25 protein-coding genes, 1 tRNA gene and 2 rRNA genes are annotated in these 26,202 nt (G+C 36.9%); 19 read left to right on the top strand and 9 right to left on the bottom strand.

The window, feature by feature from the left end; genetic code table 11:
* The first annotated feature begins 27 nt into the window (after nucleotides 1-27).
* The 13 genes from HH_RS04830 to HH_RS04775 all read left to right on the top strand — a co-directional run bounded on the left by HH_RS04830 (nucleotide 28) and on the right by HH_RS04775 (nucleotide 13,265).
* Nucleotides 28-2,909: ribosomal RNA gene (locus HH_RS04830) — 23S ribosomal RNA — on the top strand.
* Between the two features lie 152 nt (nucleotides 2,910-3,061).
* Nucleotides 3,062-3,177, top strand: a 5S ribosomal RNA gene (gene rrf / locus HH_RS04825).
* A gap of 251 nt (nucleotides 3,178-3,428) precedes the next feature.
* Complete coding sequence (locus HH_RS04820; protein ID WP_041309060.1) at nucleotides 3,429-4,532, top strand: glycosyltransferase family 4 protein; 1,104 nt, start codon at nucleotides 3,429-3,431, stop codon at nucleotides 4,530-4,532.
* Nucleotides 4,522-5,277, top strand: a complete 756-nt coding sequence (locus tag HH_RS04815) for a glycosyltransferase (RefSeq protein ID WP_011115820.1) — start codon at nucleotides 4,522-4,524, stop codon at nucleotides 5,275-5,277. The genes HH_RS04820 and HH_RS04815 overlap by 11 nt, the downstream gene beginning before the upstream one ends.
* 46 nt (nucleotides 5,278-5,323) lie before the next feature.
* Nucleotides 5,324-5,557, top strand: a complete 234-nt coding sequence (locus HH_RS09195) for a hypothetical protein (protein ID WP_050720606.1) — start codon at nucleotides 5,324-5,326, stop codon at nucleotides 5,555-5,557.
* Between the two features lie 64 nt (nucleotides 5,558-5,621).
* Nucleotides 5,622-6,320, top strand: a complete 699-nt coding sequence (locus tag HH_RS04810; RefSeq protein WP_011115819.1) for an LPP20 family lipoprotein — start codon at nucleotides 5,622-5,624, stop codon at nucleotides 6,318-6,320.
* A gap of 23 nt (nucleotides 6,321-6,343) precedes the next feature.
* Nucleotides 6,344-6,916, top strand: coding sequence for a hypothetical protein (locus HH_RS04805; protein ID WP_011115818.1), 573 nt, complete (start codon nucleotides 6,344-6,346; stop codon nucleotides 6,914-6,916).
* A 75-nt stretch (nucleotides 6,917-6,991) separates the two neighbouring features.
* Nucleotides 6,992-7,981, top strand: a complete 990-nt coding sequence (argF, locus tag HH_RS04800; protein ID WP_011115817.1) for an ornithine carbamoyltransferase — start codon at nucleotides 6,992-6,994, stop codon at nucleotides 7,979-7,981.
* A gap of 3 nt (nucleotides 7,982-7,984) precedes the next feature.
* Nucleotides 7,985-8,416: a DUF2603 domain-containing protein gene (locus HH_RS04795; protein ID WP_011115816.1), complete on the top strand. Its 432-nt coding sequence runs from the start codon at nucleotides 7,985-7,987 to the stop codon at nucleotides 8,414-8,416.
* Between the two features lie 14 nt (nucleotides 8,417-8,430).
* The gene (gene hemN, locus HH_RS04790) at nucleotides 8,431-9,819 is read left to right on the top strand and encodes an oxygen-independent coproporphyrinogen III oxidase (protein WP_011115815.1); all 1,389 of its coding nucleotides are present in this window, start codon (nucleotides 8,431-8,433) and stop codon (nucleotides 9,817-9,819) included.
* Between the two features lie 9 nt (nucleotides 9,820-9,828).
* Nucleotides 9,829-11,139 (top strand): (Fe-S)-binding protein, encoded by a 1,311-nt coding sequence (locus HH_RS04785; protein WP_011115814.1) that lies wholly within the window; start codon nucleotides 9,829-9,831, stop codon nucleotides 11,137-11,139.
* A gap of 140 nt (nucleotides 11,140-11,279) precedes the next feature.
* Nucleotides 11,280-12,140 (top strand): HDOD domain-containing protein, encoded by an 861-nt coding sequence (locus tag HH_RS04780; RefSeq protein ID WP_011115813.1) that lies wholly within the window; start codon nucleotides 11,280-11,282, stop codon nucleotides 12,138-12,140.
* A gap of 81 nt (nucleotides 12,141-12,221) precedes the next feature.
* Entirely contained in the window at nucleotides 12,222-13,265 is a 1,044-nt protein-coding gene (locus tag HH_RS04775; protein ID WP_011115812.1) for a hypothetical protein, read from the top strand.
* A 27-nt stretch (nucleotides 13,266-13,292) separates the two neighbouring features.
* On the opposite strand, the gene HH_RS04770 is transcribed toward HH_RS04775, so the two are convergent.
* From HH_RS04770 to HH_RS04760, 3 genes are all read right to left on the bottom strand, one after another.
* A complete protein-coding gene (locus tag HH_RS04770) occupies nucleotides 13,293-15,284 on the bottom strand; it encodes a methyl-accepting chemotaxis protein (RefSeq protein WP_011115811.1) in 1,992 nt (663 codons plus the stop codon).
* An 80-nt stretch (nucleotides 15,285-15,364) separates the two neighbouring features.
* The gene (locus HH_RS04765; protein ID WP_226989472.1) at nucleotides 15,365-16,414 is read right to left on the bottom strand and encodes an SAM-dependent methyltransferase; all 1,050 of its coding nucleotides are present in this window, start codon (nucleotides 16,412-16,414) and stop codon (nucleotides 15,365-15,367) included.
* A gap of 28 nt (nucleotides 16,415-16,442) precedes the next feature.
* A complete protein-coding gene (locus HH_RS04760; protein WP_011115809.1) occupies nucleotides 16,443-17,642 on the bottom strand; it encodes an aspartate aminotransferase family protein in 1,200 nt (399 codons plus the stop codon).
* A gap of 149 nt (nucleotides 17,643-17,791) precedes the next feature.
* Here HH_RS04760 and HH_RS09190 point away from each other — a divergent pair, with 149 nt between their 5' ends.
* Nucleotides 17,792-18,364, top strand: a complete 573-nt coding sequence (locus HH_RS09190) for a hypothetical protein (RefSeq protein WP_050720605.1) — start codon at nucleotides 17,792-17,794, stop codon at nucleotides 18,362-18,364.
* Between the two features lie 68 nt (nucleotides 18,365-18,432).
* Nucleotides 18,433-18,510, top strand: a tRNA-Met gene (locus tag HH_RS04750).
* On the opposite strand, the gene HH_RS09895 is transcribed toward HH_RS04750, so the two are convergent.
* Nucleotides 18,467-19,075, bottom strand: coding sequence for a DUF2972 domain-containing protein (locus tag HH_RS09895; protein ID WP_226989510.1), 609 nt, complete (start codon nucleotides 19,073-19,075; stop codon nucleotides 18,467-18,469). The two genes, HH_RS04750 and HH_RS09895, sit on opposite strands and share 44 nt — an antisense overlap.
* 1,271 nt (nucleotides 19,076-20,346) lie before the next feature.
* The gene (locus HH_RS04745; protein WP_011115806.1) at nucleotides 20,347-20,907 is read right to left on the bottom strand and encodes a YceI family protein; all 561 of its coding nucleotides are present in this window, start codon (nucleotides 20,905-20,907) and stop codon (nucleotides 20,347-20,349) included.
* Between the two features lie 208 nt (nucleotides 20,908-21,115).
* Here HH_RS04745 and hemL point away from each other — a divergent pair, with 208 nt between their 5' ends.
* From hemL to HH_RS04725, 4 genes are all read left to right on the top strand, one after another.
* A complete protein-coding gene (hemL, locus tag HH_RS04740) occupies nucleotides 21,116-22,423 on the top strand; it encodes a glutamate-1-semialdehyde 2,1-aminomutase (protein WP_011115804.1) in 1,308 nt (435 codons plus the stop codon).
* A 2-nt stretch (nucleotides 22,424-22,425) separates the two neighbouring features.
* Nucleotides 22,426-22,860 carry an AtpZ/AtpI family protein gene (locus tag HH_RS09845; protein WP_011115803.1) on the top strand — a complete coding sequence of 145 codons (435 nt, stop codon included), beginning with the start codon at nucleotides 22,426-22,428 and terminating at the stop codon, nucleotides 22,858-22,860.
* Entirely contained in the window at nucleotides 22,844-23,308 is a 465-nt protein-coding gene (locus HH_RS04730) for a hypothetical protein (protein WP_011115802.1), read from the top strand. Before HH_RS09845 ends, HH_RS04730 begins: the two co-directional genes overlap by 17 nt.
* 71 nt (nucleotides 23,309-23,379) lie before the next feature.
* On the top strand, nucleotides 23,380-23,703 hold the full coding sequence (locus HH_RS04725) for a hypothetical protein (protein WP_041309057.1): 324 nt from the start codon (nucleotides 23,380-23,382) through the stop codon (nucleotides 23,701-23,703).
* A 423-nt stretch (nucleotides 23,704-24,126) separates the two neighbouring features.
* Here HH_RS04725 and HH_RS09525 read toward each other — a convergent pair whose 3' ends face one another.
* The 4 genes from HH_RS09525 to HH_RS04710 all read right to left on the bottom strand — a co-directional run bounded on the left by HH_RS09525 (nucleotide 24,127) and on the right by HH_RS04710 (nucleotide 26,134).
* Nucleotides 24,127-24,294 carry a hypothetical protein gene (locus HH_RS09525; RefSeq protein WP_011115801.1) on the bottom strand — a complete coding sequence of 56 codons (168 nt, stop codon included), beginning with the start codon at nucleotides 24,292-24,294 and terminating at the stop codon, nucleotides 24,127-24,129.
* Between the two features lie 81 nt (nucleotides 24,295-24,375).
* On the bottom strand, nucleotides 24,376-25,032 hold the full coding sequence (locus HH_RS04720) for a DUF2726 domain-containing protein (protein ID WP_011115800.1): 657 nt from the start codon (nucleotides 25,030-25,032) through the stop codon (nucleotides 24,376-24,378).
* Nucleotides 25,033-25,084: 52 nt separating this feature from the next.
* Nucleotides 25,085-25,636 carry a hypothetical protein gene (locus HH_RS04715; RefSeq protein ID WP_041309055.1) on the bottom strand — a complete coding sequence of 184 codons (552 nt, stop codon included), beginning with the start codon at nucleotides 25,634-25,636 and terminating at the stop codon, nucleotides 25,085-25,087.
* Between the two features lie 108 nt (nucleotides 25,637-25,744).
* Nucleotides 25,745-26,134, bottom strand: a complete 390-nt coding sequence (locus HH_RS04710; protein ID WP_011115797.1) for a RepB family plasmid replication initiator protein — start codon at nucleotides 26,132-26,134, stop codon at nucleotides 25,745-25,747.
* Between the last annotated feature and the right edge of the window lie 68 nt (nucleotides 26,135-26,202).

Here is a 26,202-nt window from a genome sequence, read left to right as displayed (position 1 = left end):
ACATTCAATAAGGCAGTATCCTTAGAAGTAAAAGCTTTTAAGGGCAGATGGTGGATGCCTTGGGTGATAGAGGCGATGAAGGACGTACTAGACTGCGATAAGCTATGGAGAGCTGTCAAGAAGCTTTGACCCATAGATTTCCGAATGGGGCAACCCAATACCTAGAGATAGGTATTACCTTTAATGGAGCGAACCTAGCGAAGTGAAACATCTCAGTAGCTAGAGGAAAAGAAATCAAACGAGATTCTCCTAGTAGCGGCGAGCGAACGGGGAAGAGGGCAAACCAGTAGCTTGCTACTGGGGTTGAGGACTGCAATATCCACTTGAATAATTGAGCAGAAGTATTTGGAAAAATACATCACAGAGGGTGATAATCCCGTATGCGAAGGTTATTCATAGGTAGCAGTATCCAGAGTAGGTCAGGGCACGTGAAACCCGGACTGAAGCAGGGGAGACCACTCTCCAACCCTAAATACTACTATCACACCGATAGCGAACAAGTACCGTGAGGGAAAGGTGAAAAGAACCGCAGTGAGCGGAGTGAAATAGAACCTGAAACCATCTGCCTACAATCATTCAGAGCCCTATGATTTATCAGGGTGATGGACTGCCTTTTGCATAATGATCCTGCGAGTTGTGGTATCTGGCAAGGTTAAGCAAACGCGAAGCCGTAGCGAAAGCGAGTCTGAAAGGGCGTTTAGTCAGATGCTGCAGACCCGAAGCCAAGTGATCTATCCATGGCCAAGTTGAAGCGAGTGTAATAGCTCGTGGAGGACTGAACTCGTACCCATTGAAACGGGTTGGGATGAGCTGTGGATAGGGGTGAAAGGCCAAACAAACTTGGTGATAGCTGGTTCTCTTCGAAATATATTTAGGTATAGCCTCAAGTGATAGTAATAGGGGGTAGAGCTCTGATTGGGCTAGGGCTGCTCACCGCGGTACCAACCCCTGTCAAACTACGAATACCTATTACCGTATCTTGGGAGTCAGGCGGTGGGTGATAAAATCAATCGTCAAAAGGGGAACAACCCAGACTACCAACTAAGGTCCCAAAGTTCTATTCTAAGTGGAAAATGATGTGAAGTTACTTAGACAACCAGGAGGTTGGCTTAGAAGCAGCCATCCTTTAAAGAAAGCGTAACAGCTCACTGGTCTAGTGATTTTGCGCAGAAAATATAACGGGGCTAAGATAGACACCGAAGTTGTAGATTGTGCTGATGCACAGTGGTAGAAGAGCGTTCGTATCAGCGTTGAAGGCATACCGGTAAGGAGTGCTGGAGCGATGCGAAGTGAGCATGCAGGAATGAGTAGCGATAAAAGTGGTGAGAATCCACTTCGCCGAAAATCTAAGGTTTCCTACGCGATGCTCGTCATCGTAGGGTTAGTCGGGTCCTAAGACAAGTCCGAAAGGGGTAGTCGATGGAAAATGGGTTAATATTCCCATACCAACATTAGTGTGCGATGGGGGGACGCATAGGGCTAAATGGCGTTAGCTGATGGAAATGCTAATTTAAGAGCGTAGATTGGAGGAATGGAAAATCCGCCTCTGTATTTGAAACTCCAATAGCTTCAAGCGAGCTTCGGCTCAATTGGAGTGCCATTGATGCCGTCGTGCCAAGAAAAGCCTCTAAGTTTAGCTAATGTTGCCCGTACCGCAAACCGACACAGGTAGATGAGATGAGTATTCTAAGGCGCGTGAAAGAACTCTGGTTAAGGAACTCTGCAAACTAGCACCGTAAGTTCGCAATAAGGTGTGCCTACGCAAGTAGGTCTCAGCAAAGAGTCCCTCCCGACTGTTTACCAAAAACACAGCACTTTGCAAACTCGTAAGAGGAAGTATAAGGTGTGACGCCTGCCCGGTGCTCGAAGGTTAAGAGGATTAGTTAGCAGCAATGCGAAGCTTTGAATTGAAGCCCGAGTAAACGGCGGCCGTAACTATAACGGTCCTAAGGTAGCGAAATTCCTTGTCGGTTAAATACCGACCTGCATGAATGGCGTAACGAGATGGGAGCTGTCTCAACCAGGGATTCAGTGAAATTGTAGTGGAGGTGAAAATTCCTCCTACCCGCGGCAAGACGGAAAGACCCCGTGGACCTTTACTACAGCTTGGCACTGCCGATGGGAGCATTATGCGCAGGATAGGTGGGAGGCTTTGAAGTCTTCACTCTGGTGGAGATGGAGCCATCGTTGAGATACCACCCTTAATGTTTCTGTCTGCTAACTGGCTTATGTTATCCATAAGCAGGACAATGCCTGGTGGGTAGTTTGACTGGGGCGGTCGCCTCCTAAAAAGTAACGGAGGCTTGCAAAGGTTGGCTCATTGCGGTTGGAAATCGCAAGAAGAGTGTAATGGCATAAGCCAGCCTGACTGTAAGACAAACAAGTCAAGCAGAGACGAAAGTCGGTCATAGTGATCCGGTGATTCTGTGTGGAAGGGTCATCGCTCAAAGGATAAAAGGTACCCCGGGGATAACAGGCTGATCTCCCCCAAGAGCTCACATCGACGGGGAGGTTTGGCACCTCGATGTCGGCTCATCGCATCCTGGGGCTGGAGTAGGTCCCAAGGGTATGGCTGTTCGCCATTTAAAGCGGTACGCGAGCTGGGTTCAGAACGTCGTGAGACAGTTCGGTCCCTATCTGCCGTGGGCGTAGGAAAGTTGAGGAGAGCTGTCCCTAGTACGAGAGGACCGGGATGGACACGCCACTGGTGTACCAGTTGTTCTGCCAAGAGCATCGCTGGGTAGCTACGCGTGGATGTGATAACCGCTGAAAGCATCTAAGCGGGAAGCCAACTCCAAGATAAACTTTCCCTGAAGGTCGCAGCAAGACTAGCTGCTTGATAGGGTAGATGTGTAAGCATAGTAATGTGTTTAGCTGACTACTACTAATAGACCGCTTGGCTTTTCTTTTAAGATACTGCCTTATTGAGTGTATGTTTTTGTAAAAAACAAAGGTAATTGATAAATAAAAGCGTAATTTGTTGTTTATTTACTATTAAAGGCTTTTTACAATAAAGAAAAATGGAAATAAGGACAAATTTTCTTGTCTTTATTTCCCTTTTTCTTGTGTTTATAGAGAGAAGGCAACACCCAGCTCCATTCCGAACCTGGCAGTTAAGCTTCTCTTCGCCGATGATACTGCATCTTTCAGGTGTGGGAATGTAGGTCGATGCAGGGATAGGGAAAATACTTCTTATGATTCTTATATTTTCTTCTTTTAGGTTTTTTAAATTTGTTTTAATTATTTAAATGCTCAGTTTTTTAAAAAGATATTATGCAGAATTATGTTAAAATACAAAATTCAGCATTAACAAATTAAAAGAATATAGGAGTTTTCTTGCACTTATTTAAATGTGTTAAAATTTATAATCAAGCTTTATTTGTTTATTGCGATATATACAGTTATGTTAAAACTATCTACAGGTGTATATGAAGAAAATCCTGCTCACAATCGGTGATATAAGCATTACAGGTGGAGCTGAAAGAGTAGTTGTAAATCTTGCTAATGCTTTTAGTGAAGTAGGGAATGAAGTGGAAATATTAAGCTTTTATAAAGCCAATGAAAACTTACCTTACTATATTAATAATAGCATAAAACTTCACTTTTGGCATAATATTTCAGAATCTGCTTTTAAAGCACAAATATGTCGTAATGTTTTCTCTAAAATCTATTATAAAAATTGTTATAAATTTATTCTTAATGCACAAGTGCATTTTGATTTTAGAGATTTTGATGTAGTCATTGCAAATGACAGCACTTATATACCTTTTCTTAAGCACAAGTTCACACGATATATAAGACTTATTCATTTAAATTTTAGTATATATAATACACGAAATAATTTTTTCCACACTCTTGTTGTCCTTTCTTCTAAAGAGCTTTCTATTTGGGGGCAATACCACAAAGATATTAGGGTTATTCCTAATTTTTTACCCATTATTTCTACAGAACAAACAGATTTGAAGCAAAAAAGTATCATATCAGTTGGGCGTATGGATAGAGGTGATCAAAAAGGCTTTTTGCGCCTCATTGATATTTGGGCTCTGCTTCAACAGAGCCTTCAATCATCTGTGCCCCCCCCCCAATTACATTCTTGGCAGCTTGTTATCGTAGGTGATGGTGATATAAAGAGTGAGATAGAAACTAAAATTAAAGATTTAGGATTGCAAGATTCCATAATTCTCAAGCCATTTACCAAAGATATAGAATCTGAATATCTTAATGCGAGTATTTATGCTATGAGTAGCTATTATGAGGGTTTTCCTATGGTGCTTTTAGAATCTTGCTCCTATGGATTGTGTCCTATCTCTTTTGATATTAAAACAGGTCCAAGTGATATTATAGAAAATAACAAAAGTGGCTATTTAATACAAGATAATGATTTACATACTTATGCACATAAGCTTATAGAATTAATGAGTGATGAAAATAAGCGCAAAACTATGGGCGAGGCAGCAAAAGCAAGAGTAGCACAAAAGTTTAGTAAAGAGGCTATTATGCCATTGTGGGAGGAGGTGCTAGGTGGCAAATGAGCAAATAATGTTTTATATCATCGTGCCAATTTTTAATGTGGAGAGGTATTTAAGAAAATGCCTAGATTCACTTCTTTCACAGAGCTATACTCAATGGAAGGCGATTTTAGTGAATGATGGTAGCACAGATTCTAGTGGAGAAATCGCTCAAGAATATGCCAATAAAGATGCTAGATTTGTAACTTTAAATCAAGAAAATCAAGGGCAATCAATGGCTCGTAATGCGGGATTAGAATATGTAAAGAATCTTATCATCTCTACTAATCCCCCCCCCCAACAATATTTGAATTATATTCGTTTTTTAGATTCTGATGATTATTTGCAGAGTTATGCACTAGAGCACTCCTATCATATATTGACACAATATGATGTAGATGTGCTTATGTATAGCATATATATCGCAAGAGAGCCTACCACATATACGCAAGTAGAGTTTGATTGGCAAGTGTTTCCTTCTCATATTGAGGGCTTATATACTCCCACAGATTTGATTTTATCACTTGGAGGGTATGCTATGATAACTTCAGCGGGAAGTTTTGTCAGCAAGGCTTCTTTAATATTTGAAAACAATATTACTTTTATCCCTCATATCATCTATGAAGACATTGCATTTTGCACAAAATCAGTAAGCAAATGTAAAAATATTTATATAAGCCACGAGCAAGTTTATAATTATACACTTGTTCCTAGCTCTATTATGAATTCATTTGTTACAAGAGATAATGCGGATAAAAATTACTTATAGCTATTTTATGATTTTGCATTCTTTTAGGGAGGAAGAGAATCCTGTAATGAAGGAGTATTATTATCGTGCTTGTTTGGATAATGTGAAAAAGTTAACGCAATCTTTACAGCTTGTGGGCTATGTCGAGGAGCTTGGCTTTAGTAAAAAAGACTTGCTTTTATCTTTGTCTCAACTCAATATAAAAGGTAAAAGATATTTTTGCTGCCTTTTCCCTAGAGTCTATGGATTTCCCAAAAGAATGCGTTTAGCATTGCGGCGGTGGATTTCATCCTTATCATAAATTATAAAAATTATGGAACACTACTTGCTTTTAGTCTTCTGAAATTTAATTCAAAGGACTGAATATGAAAAGTAATTTGCTTAAAGGTTCAATCATTGCAAGTTTTGCTGTGTTTGCATTGAGTGGATGCGGAGATTTGTTTAATGTTGGCGATGGCTCGGGTGGAGCAAATAACGGATTAATCCCACCAAGCGCAAGTAATCAGCCTATGTATTCACCTATCCAAGCACCTACTTATCCGCCAATGCCCGGATACAATACTAACCCTAACCTGCTTTCTAAAAATCCTAAAATCAACACTCTTGTAGTAGAAAAGGTTGAGGTGCCCGGTTTAAACAAAGGTAATCTTGAACCAAAGTTTGATAGAGATGATGAATATATTGGGCGAGGAGGGAGCAATAATATTCCTAATTCTCCAATGCTTACACCAGAGAATGAAATTACTTTGAGTGCAGTGGGAATTGGCGTTTCACCTGAAAATTCTCTTTCTCCCTCACAGGCTTTTGCTATGGCAAAAAGAGCAGCGATTGTAGATGCGTATCGTCAAATTGGTGAAAAAATGTATGGCATTAGAGTAAATGCACAAGATACAGTGCGTGATATGATGCTTCAGAGCTCAACGGTTAAAACAAAGGTCCAAGCTCTTATTCGAAATGCTGAAGTGCTTGAAACTGTATATAAAGATGGCTTATGTCAAGTAAATATGGAGTTAAAGCTTGATGGTAGAATTTGGCATAGGATTCTCTCTAATGCACGAGCCTAGTATGGCAAGTGCTAAGGTATGTAATGAGTGCAATATTTGGTATTTTTAAGCGAATACTTTTAAGCACTACTCTTGTGCTACTCCCTCTTTTTCTCGCTTCTTGTGCGTGGTTTGAGGGTTTTCAGAATCCTGATATTAATCCTAATGAACCCCCGGTTTTAGAACCCACGAAGTTTAAAATTCTTCTTATTGACACACCTCGAGTAAAATTTTATGATTTCGCTTCATTGAAGTATAATAAATCAAATAAAGACCTTGCGCTTGAGCTTTATAAGCTTGGTAAGCCTGTTGGGAAGATTGTTATTACAAAAAGAGAAGTGTGTATGGGCAAAGAATGCACTTCTAAATGGATAGCGGCACGCGCTTTTTTTGGGGAAGTGAGTTATCCTAATTTATTTAGCGATATTGTGAGCGCACGAGATATTTTTGATGGCGATGGGAAGCGTGTAGCAAACAATGGGACATTTGTGCAGTGGTTTGTGCGAGGTGGGCAGGAATTTTATTATGAACGAAGCAAAAACAAAGTGCTTTTTAAAAATATTACAATGAATATTACCATAGGTATTGAAGATTATATCCCTCAAAATACTCCATAAACATAATGTATTAAAGTAATCTTTGCTATTTTTAGATATAATTTCGGTTTTATGCAAATCGCACAAGGCAGGTAGATGAAACATTTTCTCACTCTGAATGATTTTAACAGAGATGAAATTCTAGCAATGGTTGATGTTGCCCTAGAACTTAAATACGAATCTTTGCATATTGGTAACAAACCTTATCTTAAGGGTAAAGTTTTGGCGATGATTTTTGAAAAAAGCTCTACGCGGACACGAGTAAGCTTTGAGAGTGGTATATTTCAATTAGGCGGACAGGGTATATTCCTTTCTCATAAAGATATACAACTTGGACGAGGCGAACCCATCAAAGACACCGCACGAGTGATTAGTTCGATGGTAGATATGATAATGATGAGAACAAGTGAGCATAGCAGATTAGAGGAGTTCGCCTCATATTCATCTGTGCCTGTGATTAATGGATTGAGTGATGATTTTCACCCCGTGCAGCTTATCGCGGATTATCTTACGATGATAGAATGCGGTATTTATCTTACTCATCACAATCCTCTTTATCCCACGAAAGGCAAGGGAGGGAGGAATCCTATTGTAGCATATATTGGTGATGGCAATAATATGGCACATTCGTGGATTAACCTTGCTGGTATTTTGGGCTTTGAATTGCGTATTGCTTCACCAATTGGATATGCACCTAAGGCAGATATTATCACAAAGGCACAGGATATGTGTATCCAAAGTGGAGGTAAAATCAAGATTCTAAATGACGCAAAAGAGGCAGTGAGTAATGCAAATGTTGTGGTTACCGATACTTGGGCGTCAATGGGACAAGAAGAACAAAAAGAACAACGCAAATGTGCTTTTGCAAATTTTTGTGTAGATGAGGCTATGATGAGCTATGCACAAAAAGATGCTATTTTTTTGCATTGTCTCCCTGCATATAGAGGGCAAGAGGTGAGTGAAGGTGTGCTTGAGGGCGCACAGAGCAAAGTATTCCAAGAAGCACAGAATCGCCTTCACGCGCAAAAGGGCATTATGCTCTATTTAGCACGGATAAATAAAATCCCGCTTGTGAGCGTGGAGTAAGCAATGAAAGCATCAAAACAAGAGAAATGGCTTGATGAATCAGGTGAGAATCTTGGCATTTTACGTCGCCTTGAGGGTAATGCGATGCTTCTTGCTATGGAAAGTGGAGGATTTTCAAAGGAGGATTTGTGGTTTTTGCAAGATGAGCAGGGCGAGGAATATGTGGTATTTCCTCAAAAAATATTTGTCCAGCTCCTCTCACATATCAAAAATATTCAAGAGGAAAAGCTTGTGATGAGATTAGAAAAAGATATTATTTCTCAAATGCCCATTGATTTTGATGATGCAATGGTAGTAGCAAAAAATGCTTTAGAATCTTTGCGTTTAAATGATGGAAATTTGCCAGATATTAATACAAATACTCTTGCTAAAGATATTAAAAAAAAGTATCCTAATTTATTTTTTGATATTGATTATCTGCGTAAATCTAAATAAGAGGAGCAAAGGCATTGAGTGGAGTAAGTGAAAAAATTGATTTTGGGGCGTTTGTCAAATATTCAAAATCAGGTCCTCGCTATACAAGTTATCCAACTGCAGTAGAATTTAAAGAATCTTGGGATGATAAAGCTTATATTCAAGCGCTCTCGCGGGCAGATTCTATGTCAAATTTACCTCTATCAATATATGTGCATTTACCCTTTTGTCGCTCGGCTTGTTATTATTGTGGTTGTAATGTTGTTTATACAAGCAAAGAAGAAAAAAAGCAACATTATATACATTATCTTAAAAAAGAACTTGCACTTTTAAGCAAATATATGGATACTTCGCGTGAAGTGGTGCAATTTCATTTTGGTGGAGGCACACCAACTTTTTTTAATGCTAAGGAATTACAAGAAGTGATAAGCCTCATTCGCAATACTTTTACGCATTTTGCACCCTCTGCAGAAATAAGTTGCGAAATTGACCCACGATTTTTTGTCAGAGAGCAAATGGAAGTGTTAAAAGATAATGGATTCAATCGCTTGAGTTTTGGTGTGCAGGATTTTGAGGACAAGGTGCAAGAGGCTGTGCATAGAAAACAAAGTGTGGAGCTAGTAAGTGCTGCAATTAGCCTTGCGCGTGAATTTGGGATTAATTCCGTGAATTTTGACCTCATTTATGGGTTGCCTTTTCAAAATGAAGTAACCTTTGCACGCACGCTTGAAAAAGTTGTAGCTTTAAGCCCTGATAGATTGGCTATTTTTAATTACGCTCATTTGCCGTGGATGAAAAAAACAATGCGTAAAATTGATGAGACAACACTCCCTTCCCCTGCACAAAAGTTAGAGATTCTCAAAAATACAATAGCTTTTTTACAAGAGCAAGATTATGCAATGATTGGAATGGACCATTTTGCTAAAAAAAGTGATGAACTTTATCTTGCTAAGCAACATAATCAGCTTCGCCGCAATTTTCAAGGTTACACTACGCGTGGATTCTCGCAAACTATTGGCATTGGGCTTACAAGCATAAGTGAAGGGCTGGATTATTATTCACAAAATTATAAAGATATGAATGCCTATGAAAGCGCACTTGATAATGGTAGATTACCTGTTGAGAGAGGCGTAAGGCTCACAGATGAGGATATTTTGCGTAAAGAGGTGATTATGGGGCTTATGAATAATCTTTGCCTTGATTTTGCAAATATAGAATCTAAATTTAACATTGATTTTAAGACACATTTTGCTCCCGCTTTAGCATCTTTACGCGAATATGAAGAAATAGGTTTGGTTCAAATTACTCCTCAAGGCATTACCGCTTCTCCAACGGGTGGTATGCTTATCCGCAATATTGCTATGGCTTTTGATGCATATCTTAGCGCACATACTGATACAAAACGTTTTAGTAAGACTATTTAGGAGTAAAGTGTGCTTGATTTGCAGCAAACAGCAAGTGCGTGTGTGAAATGCGGAAAATGTATCCCACACTGCACTATTTATATGGTGAATCGTGATGAGGTTACTTCACCGCGCGGTTTTTTAGATTTACTTGGAGCTTATAAACGCGGTGATATAGAGTTAGATTCTACAAGTAGAGATATTTTTGAATCCTGTTTTTTATGCACGACTTGCGTTACGCATTGCCCTTCAAGTTTGCCCGTTGATGTAGCAATAGAATCTGTGCGTGTAGATATTGCTCAAAAGTATGGCATTGCGTGGTATAAGAGGGCATATTTTTATCTTTTGCGTCATCGCAAGGTAGCAGATAAAGTATTTTCATTTATGCACTTTATTATGCCTTGTGCCTTTAAGCAGGAAAATGGGCGATGGATTAGTCGTTTTAAACTTTTTAAAAATGATAAAGGGGGAAGGGCGAAGCGTTCTGTATTTCCTCTGTGGCGTAAATCCTTTTTGCAAAAATATCAAGGTGAGATTGCTCCAAGTAATCAAAATCCCCCATCAAATACTCTAAAACATAAGAGAGTGGCGATTTTTATTGGCTGTTTGAGTAATTATAATTATGTTAATGTGGGTGAGAGTTTGCTTGAGATTCTTAGTCATCTGGGCATTAAAGCATTTGTGCCACATTTGCAAGAATGTTGTGGTGCGCCTGCATTTTTTACGGGTGATGTGAAGAGTGTAGCGTATTTAGCGAGGAAAAATATTGAGTATTTTGAGAGTTTTTGGGAGAGTATTGATGCGATGATTATTCCTGAAGCAACTTGTGCGGCAATGATTAAAAAAGATTGGATTCACGCACTTAGTGTTGATAGCAATAATAGTGAGTATGTCAAACGACTTGAAAAGCTTTTGCCTAAAATTGATATGGCAAGTTCGTGGCTCTATCATCACACACCATTGCAAAAAATACTCCCAAAAGCTTTTAGTCAAGAGACTATTACTTATCACGACCCTTGTCACGCAAGAAAAGTGTTAGGAATCTTTAAAGAGCCACGCACGCTTTTAGGAAAAAGTTTTGTGCTTAAAGAAATGAGCGATTCTGCAAGATGCTGTGGTTTTGGAGGTATCAGTATGCAGAGTTCGCGCTATGATTTGACACTTAAAGCTGGTAAGCCAAAGGCAGAGATGATACAATCTAGTGGAGCACAAGTTGTAAGTGCAGAGTGCGGGGCTTGTCGTATGCAAATTGATAATGCCTTGACACAGATTAATTCATCTGTGCGTTTTGCACACCCTTTAGAGCTTATTGCCCAAGCCCTTAGAGATGTGGATAAGTAGTGCTCACTTGGGTAATAAAATTGCATTTTTGTTATATTTGGTAAATTGTTAGGTAAAATTCACACCATTTTACAAGGTTTTTGATATAATTTCGCAAAGAATGTGTGCTAACGCATAGCCTTTATACTTAAGGACTTAGAATGAATGAACTCTTGCTTCAAACAATTGACAATTTGCCCCCTTTGCCTGAAACTGTAACGAAATTGCAGCAGTATATAGATTCCACTGGTGAAAACGTGGAGGTGCAGGGAGTGGTTGATATTATCTCTAAGGACCCGCTTTTGACAGGGGATTTACTCCGTTTGGCAAACTCGCCTTATTATGGATTCTCACGCGAAATTTCTACGCTTAATCAAGTTGTGTCATTGCTTGGTATAAGCAGTGTGAAAAATGTTGCCATTGCCAATTCTTTGCGCAGTGGCTTTAAAATTGATGTTTCACCTTATGGGTTGGATACGCAAAATTTTTTAGGTAATAGTGCTAAAGAGGCAGATTTTATTTCAGAGTGGTTTCGTGAAACTGATAAAAAACTCTCTCAATTACTTGCCCCTTGCGCTATGCTTTTGCGTCTAGGAATGATTTTATTTGCCAATACGCTTATTCAAAGTGGTAAGGATAAAGAGTTTCTTGCGATGCTTAAAGAAAGCAATTTTGCTGATATTAGTTCGGTTGAGAGTGAATTTTGCGGTTTAGACCATCTCTCATTTTTGGGATTCTTATTTGATTATTGGAAATTTGATGAAGTGCTAATACAAACTACAGCTTATATTACAATGCCTCACGCTGCTGCTGATGAGGTAAAGAAAAACGCTTATGCGCTTGCTATTATCAATAAAGTTTTTGAGCCTTATCAAGGTGGAAGTCCTTACAATATGCACGAAGCAGTTGCATTGATTAAAGAGGCAAAGATAGAGGGTATTAGCTTTGATATGGATAGATTCCTTGAAATCTTGCCTGCAGAAGCAAGAAATAACCTTAATAAACAAGTTGAAAATGAATAAAAAAAGATTTCCATAATCTTTTGTGCTCTATTTTTCTTTGGTTGTGAAAATAAAAGTGATGGCGATATAGAAGAGATACCCTTGGAATCTTCTGAAAAGTCTATTGAACAGCTTTCGCCTGATTTGCAGGTTTTGGACACTGATAACAAAAATGTTGGGAAAAGCACGAGCAAAGAAAATACAGAGAATGGAGAAAATCCGCAATCCCTTGCTTTGCTTGATAAATTTGGATTTTGGGGCTTTGATTTTTTTACACAAAATCATATACCGCTAGGCGATTGTATCGCCGATTCTGAATTTATGACCACGCACAAGGATACACATACGATACAAGAGCATTTAATGGAAGATCCTTATTATCATGTCACTGCCATAGAGGCGAGTGTGGAGGGTGATACACATTATTTTGTGCTTAAGGGATATAATAATTGGAGAAAAGAGCCAAGTAATGAACTTGAAAAAGAGCGTGCTATAGTGAAGCTAAGTATTACACCCTTAAATGACGAAGAATATAGGCAAATAAGTTCTAAGCTTTATCGTATGAGTATGCAATACTTAGATAGAGAATACAATGAAAAAAGTGATTTTATCCTTACAAGCGGAGATTCTGTGCCTCCGCTACCTATTAAAAATACCCAAAGTCTTGAATACGCACGTAACCTCCCTAAATGTAGCAAGCTAGAATCTGATGAAGCACTGCGCATTAAAAATTTCTTTGATAACCCACAGGAAATTGGTGGATCTATAAATGGTGAGGGCATTGATTTATGGGAACTTGAGGGTGAAATACCATTTGTGCTATCCACTGATAATGGGAGGGAGGCTATCCGAATTTTTGCACACTCAAACGGGAGTGCGGTTGGTGGTTTTAAACTTACAATGAATTTAGATGATTTTGGTATGATAGGGCAATGGGATATTGTAGATTCTGCAAGTATATGGGTTAATAATGTAGATATATTCACATATTTAAAGATAAAAAATGAATGGACACAGCTTGATATGTATTTTATGTATATCAAAGAGGGTGAAGATAAGCAAAAGGTAAGAATCTTTACTCCCAATAATCCATATGGGACTTATTGGGGTAGTTATAAAAGTAGTAGAGTTTTTGATAAAAAGTAGTCCCCATTTCTTTAAATCAAAAAAACTCTAAAACCTCTTCTTATTCACATCATCTAATATATCTTTAGCTACTTTATCTACTCTCTCACTAATCTCTGCACTAGAATTAGCAATCTCAACATTCTCTTGTGTAACAGATTCTAAATGTGATATAGCCTCATTAATTTGAGTAACTCCAGTAGTTTGCTCTCTAATAGATTCTCCCATATCATTAATACTTTGCACTAAGAGATTTGTATTAGCTTCAATCTCTCCTAAGCTCTTTTGAGTTCTCTCGGCTAATTTTCGCACCTCATCTGCAACAACAGCAAATCCTCTTCCGTGTTCTCCTGCTCTTGCAGCTTCTATTGCTGCATTAAGAGCAAGTAAGTTTGTTTGGTCTGCTATATCTCTAATGATACCTATAACATTTTTAATATCTTCACTTTGTTGGATAACTTCTCCAGTCTTACCACTTACATTTTGCATAGAACTTGTAATCTCTTCTACTGCTTGAGCTGTTTGTTCTAAAGAGGAAGCTTGGGAATTTGTTAAATTAGTAAGATTAGTTACTGCTTGAGCAAGAGATTTAGCTTCATTACTTAATGTTTGAGCAAAGTTTGAACTTGTTGAGAGCATTTTTCTAATTTCTTCTCCTAGAGTATTTGTAACAACTTCTACTCTACCACTTGCATCTTTTACTTCTGTGGTGAAGTCGAGTTTAACGTATGAATCAAAGACACGATTAATCTCTGGCAAGTCTTTGCCAACAGCACTACCTATAAGTTCTAAAAGGTCATTTACAGAATCTCTTAAACGATTAAGCTGCGGATTATGTCCTTTAAGTTCAATAAGCGTGTCAGCGTGTCCTTGTTTTGCTCTTTCAATGACTTGGAGAGATTGTGATACAAGAGCTTGGTCTTGTTCTAAACCAGCTTTTGTTTTTTGAATATTATCATTAATAGCATTACCCATTTCACCTAATTCATCTTGAGCAACAATCTTAAGAGGTTGTGGTGCATCTTTGCGTTCGTGGTTGAGATAAGAGAAGAAAGCAAGAAGTCCTTGTTTGATGTTATTAATAGGATTAAGATAGGATTTAACAATAATAAAGAGCAGAACTGTGCCAATAGCAAGCAAAGCTAAAGTAAGTAAAGAAGTAAAAATAAGATTCTTATTGGCTGCTTCTTCATAGTCTTGTTTATCCGCACTCACAACAATTGTCCAACCAAAAGGAAATTGTTTATAATAAGCAATTTGTGAGATTCCATAATTATTAAACTCAAGGATATCTTCTTTTTTCTTTTTTAAGGCTTGACTAAGAGCAGATTCTAAAGGCGTGAGACCAGAAGTATTGGTTTTAAGTGGTTTTTCTCGAGAGAATATATGTCCCGAACTATCTGCGATAAAAACCTCCATACTTGGAAGTTCCGGGCGTTTAAAGTTTTTAAATCTTTCTTGGAAGCTATCTACAAATATATCTATTCCAATTACACCTGCAAATTGCCCATTTTTATAGTAGGGCATTGTCGCTGTGGCTAGAGTTTTGCCTTTATATTTGCCTTCTTGAGATTCATAGGTGGGAGTTACTATGGGCGCATTGAGTTTTTTTGTTTGCACATACCAATCACGTTCTCTTAAATCAGGTTTATTATCCCAATCATTTGAGATTCTAAGAGTTGGATTTTCATCAAAGTCTTCAGTAAGTGTTTTTCCTGTGCTTTCATAGGTAATATATACGGAGGGATATTGCACAATCTCAGCGACATTAAATAACACTCTTCTTTGAGCTAAAACGTTGCTTTCATCAATTTGTTGGAGATATTTTGCTATTGCTTGTAAATGTTGTTGGGCTTCAATATTCATCGTGATGTTTATAGTGGTAAAAGAAGAGCTTAAGGCGAGTTGTTGTAAGCCCTTATAAACATCACTAGCATCTTGTGATGCATTTTTATAATTGAAGAAACTTACCGTAGAAATAAGAATAATAAAAATGAGCAAGATGATGCTAACGAGTTTGGTACTTAGGGATTTTTTCATTTTATGCCCCCCCCCCTATTTAGATTTTTAAGCTTAATACTTTACTATACAAAAGCTTTGTTTCTATTTTTATATTTAAATTAAAGGGTTGTATTGCACAATTTGTAACATATTCCCATAAATCTTCCTCCCATTGTGTGGAGCAATGTTTTCACTTTGTGAATCTCTTTGAGATATGTAGCAAATCCTTGAGCGCGTTCAAATGATTCTAAAAGTGAAAGAATACCCATTTGTTCAATAAGCACTTTGGCTTGGTAGTCTTCAAATACAAGCTCAAAGCCATAATGAGAGAAAAGTATATTTAAGAGTGAAATATCTACATCATAAGTAATATCTGCATTTTGATAGAGTGAGTAGAAATTGATGTTTTGTCCTAAAATATCTTTGAGGTTCATAACTGCGTGAGAATGATAGAATCTTGGATTATAAGAGAGTGGATTGGTAAGATTCTTTGTTCCATAATCAAAGGTAAGAAAATAGCTTTTTTTGTGGGCTTTTGCAATGTATGAGAGCTGCTCAATGAGCGGTATCCAGTGGGGTAAAATTTCTTGTTTATAAGGCATAGGATTATTTTTTAAAAGATTTAAAAGCACAGCACTTTGCGATGGTAAAGGGTTTGTATCTATCTCTTGCCATAAACCTTGCCAGTTTTTCTCTTCTTGCGTGATATAGAGTATTTTTTTATCTTGCATAACATCGCAGGCAATGCTATCAAAGAGTTCATTGCTTAAAATGAAAATATCTGAAGATTTTTCGGGCAAAGGCAGGGTTTCAAAGGCATTAAAAGAAATATTTGTAGAGAATCTAAGCGTAGAAAAATGTGATTTTTGCGCTTCTCTTAGGCTTGGTAATGGTTCTATGGTAGCAAATTCGCAATCACGCAAAAAATGAGTGCTTAAAGCATCAAGAAAAAGCGCTACATCACCGAGTAAATAGCCGTTATTTGCACCAATTTCTACGATACGCAATGGAAGATTTAAATGTCCTTTTTCAACCAAATTGAGTATATAAGAAGCAATCGCGCCACCAAAGAATTTACTTGCGCTCACTGATGTATAAAAATCCCCGCTTTTGCCTACTCTATGAGGATTTGTATAATATCCATTTTGTCCATAAAGACTTTTTTTCATAAAGGTGCTAAAGGGAATGGGCGGCATTTTATAAGGTTTTAAGGGCATTACGCACTCTAGCAAATCCTTCTTTTATCTCTTCTTGCGTAATGGTGAGTGGCGGTAGAAATCGCACTACGCCCTTACCTGATTTGAGGACAATCACATAATGTTTGAGTGCTTGTGCAATAATCTCTTGTTGCATATCAGGATTGCGTGTATAAAGCCCACACATAAGTCCCAATCCAACTTTATGACTAAAAATATCAGCAAAATCTACTACAAGTGCATCAAGTTCTGCGTGAAAGAGTGTAATAGTGCGTTGTAATGTGCCATTATTGTAAAGTTCATTAAGTATAGCAAGTGTTTCAAGCCCTGCTGCACAACTAAGAAAATTTCCTCCAAAAGTAGAGCCGTGGTCGCCATATTCAAAAATATCAGTGAGTTTTGTAAGCACCGCACCAATAGGCACTCCTCCGGCTAAACCTTTAGCAGTTGTAATGACATCAGGGTCTATTTCATACACTTTTGAAGCGAAGATTTCCCCACTTCTAAATACGCCACTTTGGACTTCATCTACCATAAGTAGAATCTGCTTTTGTTTTAAAATTGTGCTTAATGTATTGATTTTTTCTTTATCCATAGGCAAGACACCACCTTCACCTTGCACAAGCTCTAAAAGGACTGCACAAGTGCTATCATCAATTTTGGCAATAACATCATCAAGATTTTTAGCATATACAAATCCATCAGGAAATGGTCCAAAATGTTGGTGCATTTTTTCTTGTGCAGTGGCTTTGAGTGAAGCGATAGTGCGTCCGTGAAAGCTTGAATCAAGCGTGATGATTTTATACGCATTACGAGGTTTGCCATATTTACGCGCTATTTTAATAGCACATTCATTTGCTTCTGCTCCAGAATTACAAAAAAAAGCGCGCATAGGTGCAGTATATGGTGTATTGTAGCGATAAAGGGTAATAATTTCTTGAGCAAGTCTAGCTTGAGGCTGTATGTAGTAGAGATTAGAAGTATGGAGCAAGGTTTGTGCTTGTTTATAAATTGTTTGGGCGAGTTTTGCATTAGCGTGTCCCACACTGCACACACCGATACCAGCACCAAAATCAATGTAGTCATTGCCCTGTGTGTCAAAGATTCGTGCATTCTCTCCACGCACAAAAGCTACATTTGCGCGTGCGTAAGTATGAAGCACAAATTCTTCATCAAGGGCTTGTGTGTGCGTGAAATCCATAGCGTCTCCCAAAATATTTTAGAATCAAGTGAAGTAGATTCTATCCTAAAAATATAAATTCATAGAAGTAAAATTGTGGAGCGATTTTTGCTCTCTTTGGTTTGATAAATACGTCATATTTAACTCAAAAATAGCCTTAGGAGCAGGGATTGCAAGTAAATAATCAGATACAAAATCATTATGGAGCAATGCAAGCAAACTCCACGCGAAATAATATAAAAAATGATTCTGTGAAATTCCAAGCAAATTTTAATCAAGCAGATATGACAAACACTCAAGAAGAGCCACCACAAATTAATTCCACAGATACAGAAGATTCTCCACAGATACAAAATGCTTCAAATATAAATGAAACAAAAGAGGCGCAGGATATACAAACACCTAAACTCAAGGATATTGAGGGCAATAAAAATCGTATCACTTATGGGCTTAAGGTGATTGAATTAATGAGTGATGAGGAATATAGAGCTTTTTTATGGGCGACAGAAGGTATGAGCGAGACTGAAAAAATGCTCCTTGCTCAGAGCTTATATCGTTTTACGGCATTTTATCAAGGCAAAGAAGATAAGCACAGCGAATCTACGCCTGATATACATAAAATTAATGCTCAAAAAGCTTTTGGAGTAGAGCATTCTATGGTGCAAGATTTTATTCAGCGTTATAAAAATGCTTATGAGAAAGTTTTAAGTATTCAACAAAATGTCCAAAATCAGCTGAACTGAATATGTAGTTACTTGACTTTTTATTCCTTTTTGCTTAGAATGGGCACTTTTGTTTTCTATGTTTAGAGGTCAAAGTAGCTCAGCTGGTTTAGAGCGCTGGTCTCATAAGCCGGAGGTCGGGGGTTCAAGTCCCCCCTTTGACACCATTTCCCCACACATTCTTTCAAACTCTTGATAATATTTCCACGAAGCAACGATGTCGGGGCGTTCTTGTTTAATATAAGCCAAATGTTCATCTAAGATTTGTTTAAACTTTATTCTTAAGTATGTATGTTCTCTCAAATATTCCAACACTTGGGATTCACTAAGCTTCTTTTTATTTTCTATTTCTTTTTGTTGCTGTAGTCTTGAAATGAGGCGTAATAAATAAGCTTTGACTTCCTCTAGCATTTTTATATCTTGTTTTTTTAAAATATCCCAATCTTCTTTTGTTGTGCAGATAATAATTCTTTCATAAAAGCAATCTTGTTTATTAAAAAGCAAGGGTGTAATATTAAGGTAATTTGTTTTGTAAGCATTGTCTTGAATGCAAAGGCAAATGTTTCTTTGTAATGTCTCAATTTGAAGCGTAATTGGCAAAAAATTTAGATATTCTATGGCTCTTTGTGTTGCAAATTTCTCCTTTTCTTCCTCTATTGGTGCAGGGAATCCTAACTCTTTAGATAATCTTTTTATCGTATCAAATGTTTTTTCTCCTACAATTTCAGACATATCTATAATGACAGAATCTTTGAGATTGATTAAAGCATTTTTAAGCTGTGTATCGTGGAAAGCGCCTGCATATTGTTCAGTATCAATAAAATAAGATATTGTTTCAAAAGAAGGAGCGTCTCCTATATGCAAATTGCTTTTTGAATCCATACTCCAATATCCTACAAGATTTTGACATACTTCATTGGGATTTGATTGTAGGGTAATTGTTATAGGATTGCTCGCTCTTGTATCCCAACCCTCTTTTGGGATAATAAGTTGCACAAAAGATTTGAGATTGCTTATAGGGTCTCTAGCTGTAAGCAATGCTTTGCTATAGGGGATTAAAGCATAGAATTTACTTGCACTTTTTACAAATTCTCTAATAGGCAGGTAAATAAAAGTAGAATCTTTAAAGTTTTTTGTAAATTGATGAAAATACCAAAGGTAAGATTCTTTACCATTACCACCATATACACCTTTCCACGGACATTGATTTACTCCACAATATTCTAAAAAGGTTGTCAAGCCTGAACTGCCACTCCCGTGACTCCCCCAATACACAAACTGATAATATGGAGGCAATGGCAAATTCAAATCCCAAGCAATCTCTGGTGAAATGTTTTGATAACTTAGGTTATCATAAGGCTTTATATTTTTAGATACCATACTTTCATTCCCTTGAGATTCTTTGCATTGGAATTCTTTATTATTTTCCTTATTATAATGACAAGATTGCACTCTTACGTTTAATCTCTCTGGATTAAGTAAAGGAGGATAAGGGTGATTTTTATCTATATATTGTTCTTTAAACTCTTTAGATTCTATCCAAGAAATAATCTCCTCATAATGTTGAGAGATAAAGACTAAAGTTGGAGTATGAGTTGTTAAAATATGAAATCTTTTTAGAATATTATAAATATGAAACTTATGAGGCATATGAGATACAAAGATAATATAGAACATCTCTAGTTTTTGAAAGAAATGTTGATAAAAAGATGTTTGCTTAAATACTCTTTTTTTCTTTCTTGCATTATATGCAAGAGCAAACCTTAAACCTTTTCTTTTAAGAATCCTTATTGTTTTGGAACGATTATGTGCCCCCCCCCCGTTTAGATGCAAAAGATTACGCATAAGAGACTCCTTGTAAAGATACAAATTCTGCATAATTAAATAGTGTGATTATAGCGTAAATTTAGAGATTAAAAGCGTTAGCGGTTTTTTGAAATAGGGTAGCTATCCGCACTTTATGAGAGAATCATAGTGCAGATAAGCTAGATTAGATAAAGAAATTATTTAATCGGAGATTCAAATGTAATTTCCACTTGAGACCAAGTAAGATTTTCGTGAAGTTCTTTTACAGCATTTTGCAAACTTGCGCGTGCATTTTCAAGTCCAAATAGACCCAAATCTAATACACCTTTTGCTATAATTTTGCCACCGCTAACATCATATTGCATAGGCACTTTTTGTGTTTTCCCATTCATACGGACATTTGCTAAAATCGTGCCTTTATTTTTGCCCTCAATGACATCTTTGAAAGTTACTTTAATGGGTTCTTTTTTGTTAAAATTGTCAAAAAAGCTTTTGCGTATAGTCTCATCTCTACCTGCATCAGCAGTATTGACTTTCATAATATCAATAGTTGCACTTGCGTTGTTGAGTTGAGATTCAAGACTTTGTGTTTTATTGGGTGTGCCAAATTTAAACTTTACATCATCAAAAGTCCCGTTTACTGCTATCTTGGCTGGAGTCTTAAAAGCCGTCCATTTGACTTGAGCCTTTGTCGCATCAATGCTTGCTGCACATACAATACTGCCTACAATTACCATACCTGCGATAATTTTTTTCATTAGCATTCTCCTAAATTTATGTAAAATGGACTCCATTGTAACTAAATACAAATTATTTTTGAATTATTTTTTTGTGTTTAGTGTTTTTTAGGTCAAAGTGGGCAAAGTAGTAACCCTTTTAAAAGGATTCTACTTAAAAGCATAAGAGAGAGAATATATAGAATTTTGGATTTGTTATAATGCACCAATACACTTTAAAGGATATGCAATGGATATTTTGCAAAGCATTAATGATTTCAATGAGGCAAAACAAGTCATTCCCGGGGGGGTAAACTCTCCTGTGAGGGCATTTGGCTCTGTGGGAGGAACACCTCGGTTTATTGCTAAAGGTAAAGGTGCTTACATTTACGATGAAGATGACAATGAGTATATTGATTTTGTGCAAAGTTGGGGACCACTTATTTTTGGGCACGCGAATGAAGTAATAGAATCTGCTTTGTCTCTAGCAATCAAAGATGGGTTAAGCTTTGGTGCGCCCACAGAGAAGGAAACGACACTTGTTAAACAAATTATTGCATTATCTGGTAGTGCAGAGAAAATGCGTCTTGTAAATTCTGGCACGGAGGCTACGATGAGTGCTTTGCGTTTGGCTAGAGCATACAGCAACAAAGATGACATCATTAAATTTGAGGGTTGCTATCACGGACATTCTGATAGCTTGCTTGTCTCCGCAGGAAGCGGGTGTGCTACATTTGGCACTCCAAGCTCACCGGGTGTGCCAAATGATATAACCAAACACACACTTGTGGCACGATATAATGATATAGAATCTGTGAGAGCGTGTTTTGAGCAAAGCAAGAATGTAGCGTGCGTGATTATTGAAGCCTTAGCTGGGAATATGGGATTTGTTCCTGCTGATAAAAAGTTTATGCAGGATTTGAGGGCATTATGTGATGAATACAATGCACTTTTAATTATTGATGAGGTAATGAGTGGCTTTAGAGCAGGGCTTAAGGGTGCAATAGGCTTATATGATGTGCAAGCAGATTTGGTTACTTATGGCAAAGTCATCGGGGGAGGTATGCCTTTAGCAGCTTTTGGCGGCAGAGCAGATATTATGGATATGCTTTCTCCTGTTGGTGGGGTTTATCAGGCAGGGACACTTAGCGGAAATCCTATTGCAGTGAGTGCAGGACTTGCAACTTTATTGCAAATCAAGGCAAATCCCACATTGTATGAGCATCTTGAGGTGCTTGCTAAACGACTTATCAAAGGCTTAAAAGAGGCAGCACAATCATATGAGATTCCCTTACAAGTGGATTGTAGGGGAAGTATGTTTGGTTTCTTTTTCAATCAAAAAGAAGTAAAAAACTTTGATGATGCTAAGTGTAGTGATACTGCAATGTTTGCGAGATTCCATCAAAAAATGCTTGATAAAGGTGTGTATTTTGCTTGTTCACAATTTGAGACTGGTTTTATTTGTAGTGCGATGAATGAAATGATAATTGATGAGGTGATTATGAAAGCAAAGGCGGTATTTGGGGAGATTACTCACGAAATAGAATCTAGGATATAATAATGAGTGAGAATATACAAAACAAACAGGCACAACAAGAATCGCCCCTTCAAAAAGATATATTGGATAGCGCACAAGATTCTAAAACCAAAGATGAAAGCGCACTTACAAATGATAATTACAAACAGCTTGAGGACAAACCTCCTCGCTTAAGTGCCATTGTGCGCGGGGCAAATGAATTAAGTGTAGGTATTTCAATCGTAGTGGCAATTTTGCTTGGCATTGGCATTGGCATTGGTTTAGTGAAGTTAAGCGGAATAAAATGGCTTTTTTGGCTTGGGGTGTTTTGGGGTGTGGCTGCAGCTATTTTAAACCTTTACAAAGCTTATCAACGTCAGCAAAAAGAAGCACAAGAATTAGCAAATAATCCCCGCTATACTTACAAGCCTAGTTCAGACGATGATGATGAAGATTCTCAAAATGGAAAATATTATTAAAGTGTTGTATAAAGGTATTGCGATAATTGGTATCACAGCATTTATAGGCGGTGCGATTGCATTTACGCAAAATATAGCTTCTTTAGCAAGCTTTGAAGCAGGATTTTTAGGCTTTTCATTTGTGGTGGCTAGTTCTTTTGCGACATTGCTTAAACGAGTAAAGAGTCAAGATACTTCCACATCAAGTGATGATAAAAATTTGGTGCAACAACAGGAAACAAATAGCACACAAAATACACCAAATTTTTCAACGCGTTTTGTGATTGGCACACAGATGAGTTTGTCATTTTTGCGAGTGTTGAGCTATGTGCTTTTTGCCCTTATGCTTATTGGGCTATTTGAATATCAACTTTTTGTGCTTAAGTGGTTTTTTGGAGGTTTGTGCATAGCAATGATAATATGTGTGGGAATAGGCATACTAGGAATATCAAAGATTTCATTGCATTGATGGGTTAACTTTAATAAGCATATTTTTGCTTCTATTAAGTAATACCTAAGGGCAGTCCTATACCTGGCATTATGACTCGCAAACACTTTGAGCTTGATATAAAAGCAGACTTAATCCTTACGCGCACTTTACATAAAAAATCAAATGCCTTTAATTTGATTAGTCTAGCTAAAGATTTAGGCTATCATATGAATATATTAAATCGTATTGGCGTAAGTGCAGAGCTAAGTGATAAATTACAAAATTACGAGCAAATACTTAAGCAAAATAAAGTCTTTGTTGTGGATTTATGTGAGCAAAAGGCACAATCTCTTAAAGAAACACTTTTGAAAATTTTAAGCAACTTTATAGGGAATTTGAATGATAGAGTTAAAGGAATAATTATAGATAAGTAAGAAAGAAAAAATTAAATTAGAATTAGATATTCTAAAAGCTTTAATCTTAGCTTGTCTTACTGCTATCTTTGGAATTTTTGGATACTCTGTCATCAAAAGATAGATTTGCTATAAGGCGTTTGTATTACAATAGGAATTTTAGCACTTTGTATTCTCTTGTATGGTTTTGCCAAAAGGGTGTATAAAAATCTAAAAGAAATTGATTGGAATATTTTGCGCGATATTTGCTTTAATTGCTTTTTTCATCAATGATGATTTTAAAAATGCTTGAAAAAACTTAGAAAACTTGATGAATTGGAGAAAATGGAATAATTGGAATCGCACTGTTATTGTTTCAGGCTTGGCATTTTTGGTGGTTTAGATTTTTTGTTTATCAGCTTTCGCAGGAAGTAAATACTACTAGGTAAGCATTATAAGCTTAGTCTAGCCTCTACTGCTATACTTTGTAAATTCTCTTACCATTTGTGTATATTGCATTATGCTTTGAGCGATTGAGCTTACATCAATGACAGGAAAATTTGCTTGAGCTATGCTAAAGCCTATACTTAAACAAAAAGCAATGTGAAGTAGTTTGTGTTGAATAGATTTCATCTTTTCCCCTTTGTCATAGAGTAAAGATGAGCTATTATCTCTTTTAATGTCGGCTGGATTATAGCATAAAAAATATAGAATCTAAATGAGAGAGTAAAGCTCGGTTACACACTTTTCAAGCATTATATCATCAATATATTGCGAATCGCCTTTAATATCACTTTCTCTAATGATAAGAGAAGCAATACCTACCTTACCAAGCACTTGAGCTTTGACAAGGTCATTTTTACGCACCTTTGCTTCTAATTCATTATCTGTGCCATAATGTTTGCCTCCGTGATATTCTATTACAGCTACGGGTTTATCTTTATGTTCCCCTCTTTTGTGAGTAACTAAAAAATCACAATAAAAATCACTAAAGCTTCTCCAAGCATTTGTATCTTGTTCTCCTTTTAAAAAGGCTTTAAAAGAAACTTGAGGGCTAATGTTATAGTTTTCTTTAAAAACCTTTGCAAGAGCATAATAAATCCTTGCTTCTTCGTTATTCATTAATTTTTTAATTGTGATTGTGCCATCGCACATATCTTCTAAGCGTTGAACAGCCTTATCTTTGGGGATATTCTCTACACATTGTTCCTCTGTCCTCTTAGATTCCCAATAAGCTCTTTTTCGTGCAGATTCTTTTTTAAATTTCCAGCTTAAAAATATTTTAGTCAAGCCATAGACAACAAATGCCACAACCACACATATAAGAATTACTTCCCATATATCAAATGTAATTGTCGTAAGTTGTGGCATAGAGTCTCCTAAGAGCGATTTGTGTTATATCCGAGTTGCAAACAAAAGCTACTCAAAAATCAAGTGCTTCTTTTCTAGCCTTAGACTTGTCATAATATTTTGCTGTTTCCTTTTGAAGTGCATCAAAGTCTTTACCTTTAAATGCTTTGCGTTTTTCACCTCCATAACTTATGGAGCTAAGAATGAAGCGGCACATCGCTTGAGCATTAAGATTATTCTTTTTTGTATGTTTTGCAATATCAAAATCTGATTTTTGAAGTTTGTCTATAGCATTATCGTATGCTTTATTCCAAGCTTCCACATCTTTTTTATCATATGTGCGAGTAAAACTCCAGTCCTTTGAAGATGAGTAATCAGGAATCCCATTGTCGGTATTAAAAGCGATTTTATGTTGATGATAAAATTTCTTACACGCCTCTATATTTTTCTTATCATTGACATTATCTGTCATAATATCAATAGGTTTTCCACCTTTGACTACTCCTGCGTCTCTTCCCGCTTCTAAGGTTTTCTCTAATCCTTTTGTAACATCTCCTAAGTCAAAGGCATTTACTCCTGTGAATAAAATACTAAATGCGATTACTCCTACTACACTCTTTTTCATTTTTTCTCCTTATGATAAAAGTAAAAATTCAAATATGAATCTTAAATCTGTAAGTCTTATCAAAAGTTTTACATACTTAAAACGAACTCCTCATATTTAAGTTTCATTTCAGGAATTTGTTTTGCGGGGGGGGGGGGGTAATATATTACTCTTATTAGCTTTTTTCTTTGTCTTTGGTAAAGAAGGTGTGAATGAAAATTCTATTCTATCAATCGCACCACTTTGTCCCCTACCCTTTTCACCTTTGGTATTTTCTTTAATCTTTTTATACGCGAGGTTTTCAAAGTAGGGCTTATTGGTATAAGGGCTTGTCTCAATGAGCTTTAAAATAGAGGGCTTTAAAACTTGTTTATCAATATCCCTTGTTTCATAACTACTAGGAATAGACATTAACTCTTTAAATCTTGCATATTTGACTACATATTTGCCTGTAGCGTTGATTAGCTCACCAAAAAGATTATGTTGTGGACTATGAGCAGACTTTCCAAACTCTCCCATTTTATGCTACTCCAAAACTAAATATTCTACTTAGATTATAGCAGAAAAAATGAATTTTATGTGCAAAA

Source organism: Helicobacter hepaticus ATCC 51449, from assembly GCF_000007905.1.
Taxonomy (GTDB): Bacteria; Campylobacterota; Campylobacteria; order Campylobacterales; family Helicobacteraceae; genus Helicobacter_C; species Helicobacter_C hepaticus.
This window is presented reverse-complemented; position numbering and strand designations above follow the sequence as displayed.

Coding starts and splice junctions, on each gene's coding strand:
- HH_RS04720 (WP_011115800.1), bottom strand. CDS start 25,032: ATGCCACAACTTACGACAATTACATTTGATATATGGGAAGTAATTCTT.
- HH_RS04745 (WP_011115806.1), bottom strand. CDS start 20,907: ATGAAAAAAATTATCGCAGGTATGGTAATTGTAGGCAGTATTGTATGT.
- HH_RS04710 (WP_011115797.1), bottom strand. CDS start 26,134: ATGGGAGAGTTTGGAAAGTCTGCTCATAGTCCACAACATAATCTTTTT.
- HH_RS09895 (WP_226989510.1), bottom strand. CDS start 19,075: ATGTCTGAAATTGTAGGAGAAAAAACATTTGATACGATAAAAAGATTA.
- HH_RS04820 (WP_041309060.1), top strand. CDS start 3,429: ATGAAGAAAATCCTGCTCACAATCGGTGATATAAGCATTACAGGTGGA.
- HH_RS09845 (WP_011115803.1), top strand. CDS start 22,426: ATGAGTGAGAATATACAAAACAAACAGGCACAACAAGAATCGCCCCTT.
- HH_RS04810 (WP_011115819.1), top strand. CDS start 5,622: ATGAAAAGTAATTTGCTTAAAGGTTCAATCATTGCAAGTTTTGCTGTG.
- argF (WP_011115817.1), top strand. CDS start 6,992: ATGAAACATTTTCTCACTCTGAATGATTTTAACAGAGATGAAATTCTA.
- HH_RS04805 (WP_011115818.1), top strand. CDS start 6,344: ATGAGTGCAATATTTGGTATTTTTAAGCGAATACTTTTAAGCACTACT.
- HH_RS04715 (WP_041309055.1), bottom strand. CDS start 25,636: ATGAAAAAGAGTGTAGTAGGAGTAATCGCATTTAGTATTTTATTCACA.
- HH_RS04770 (WP_011115811.1), bottom strand. CDS start 15,284: ATGAAAAAATCCCTAAGTACCAAACTCGTTAGCATCATCTTGCTCATT.
- HH_RS09525 (WP_011115801.1), bottom strand. CDS start 24,294: ATGAAATCTATTCAACACAAACTACTTCACATTGCTTTTTGTTTAAGT.
- HH_RS04795 (WP_011115816.1), top strand. CDS start 7,985: ATGAAAGCATCAAAACAAGAGAAATGGCTTGATGAATCAGGTGAGAAT.
- HH_RS04760 (WP_011115809.1), bottom strand. CDS start 17,642: ATGGATTTCACGCACACACAAGCCCTTGATGAAGAATTTGTGCTTCAT.
- HH_RS09195 (WP_050720606.1), top strand. CDS start 5,324: ATGAAGGAGTATTATTATCGTGCTTGTTTGGATAATGTGAAAAAGTTA.
- HH_RS04725 (WP_041309057.1), top strand. CDS start 23,380: ATGACTCGCAAACACTTTGAGCTTGATATAAAAGCAGACTTAATCCTT.
- HH_RS04780 (WP_011115813.1), top strand. CDS start 11,280: ATGAATGAACTCTTGCTTCAAACAATTGACAATTTGCCCCCTTTGCCT.
- HH_RS04765 (WP_226989472.1), bottom strand. CDS start 16,414: ATGAAAAAAAGTCTTTATGGACAAAATGGATATTATACAAATCCTCAT.
- HH_RS04730 (WP_011115802.1), top strand. CDS start 22,844: ATGGAAAATATTATTAAAGTGTTGTATAAAGGTATTGCGATAATTGGT.
- hemL (WP_011115804.1), top strand. CDS start 21,116: ATGGATATTTTGCAAAGCATTAATGATTTCAATGAGGCAAAACAAGTC.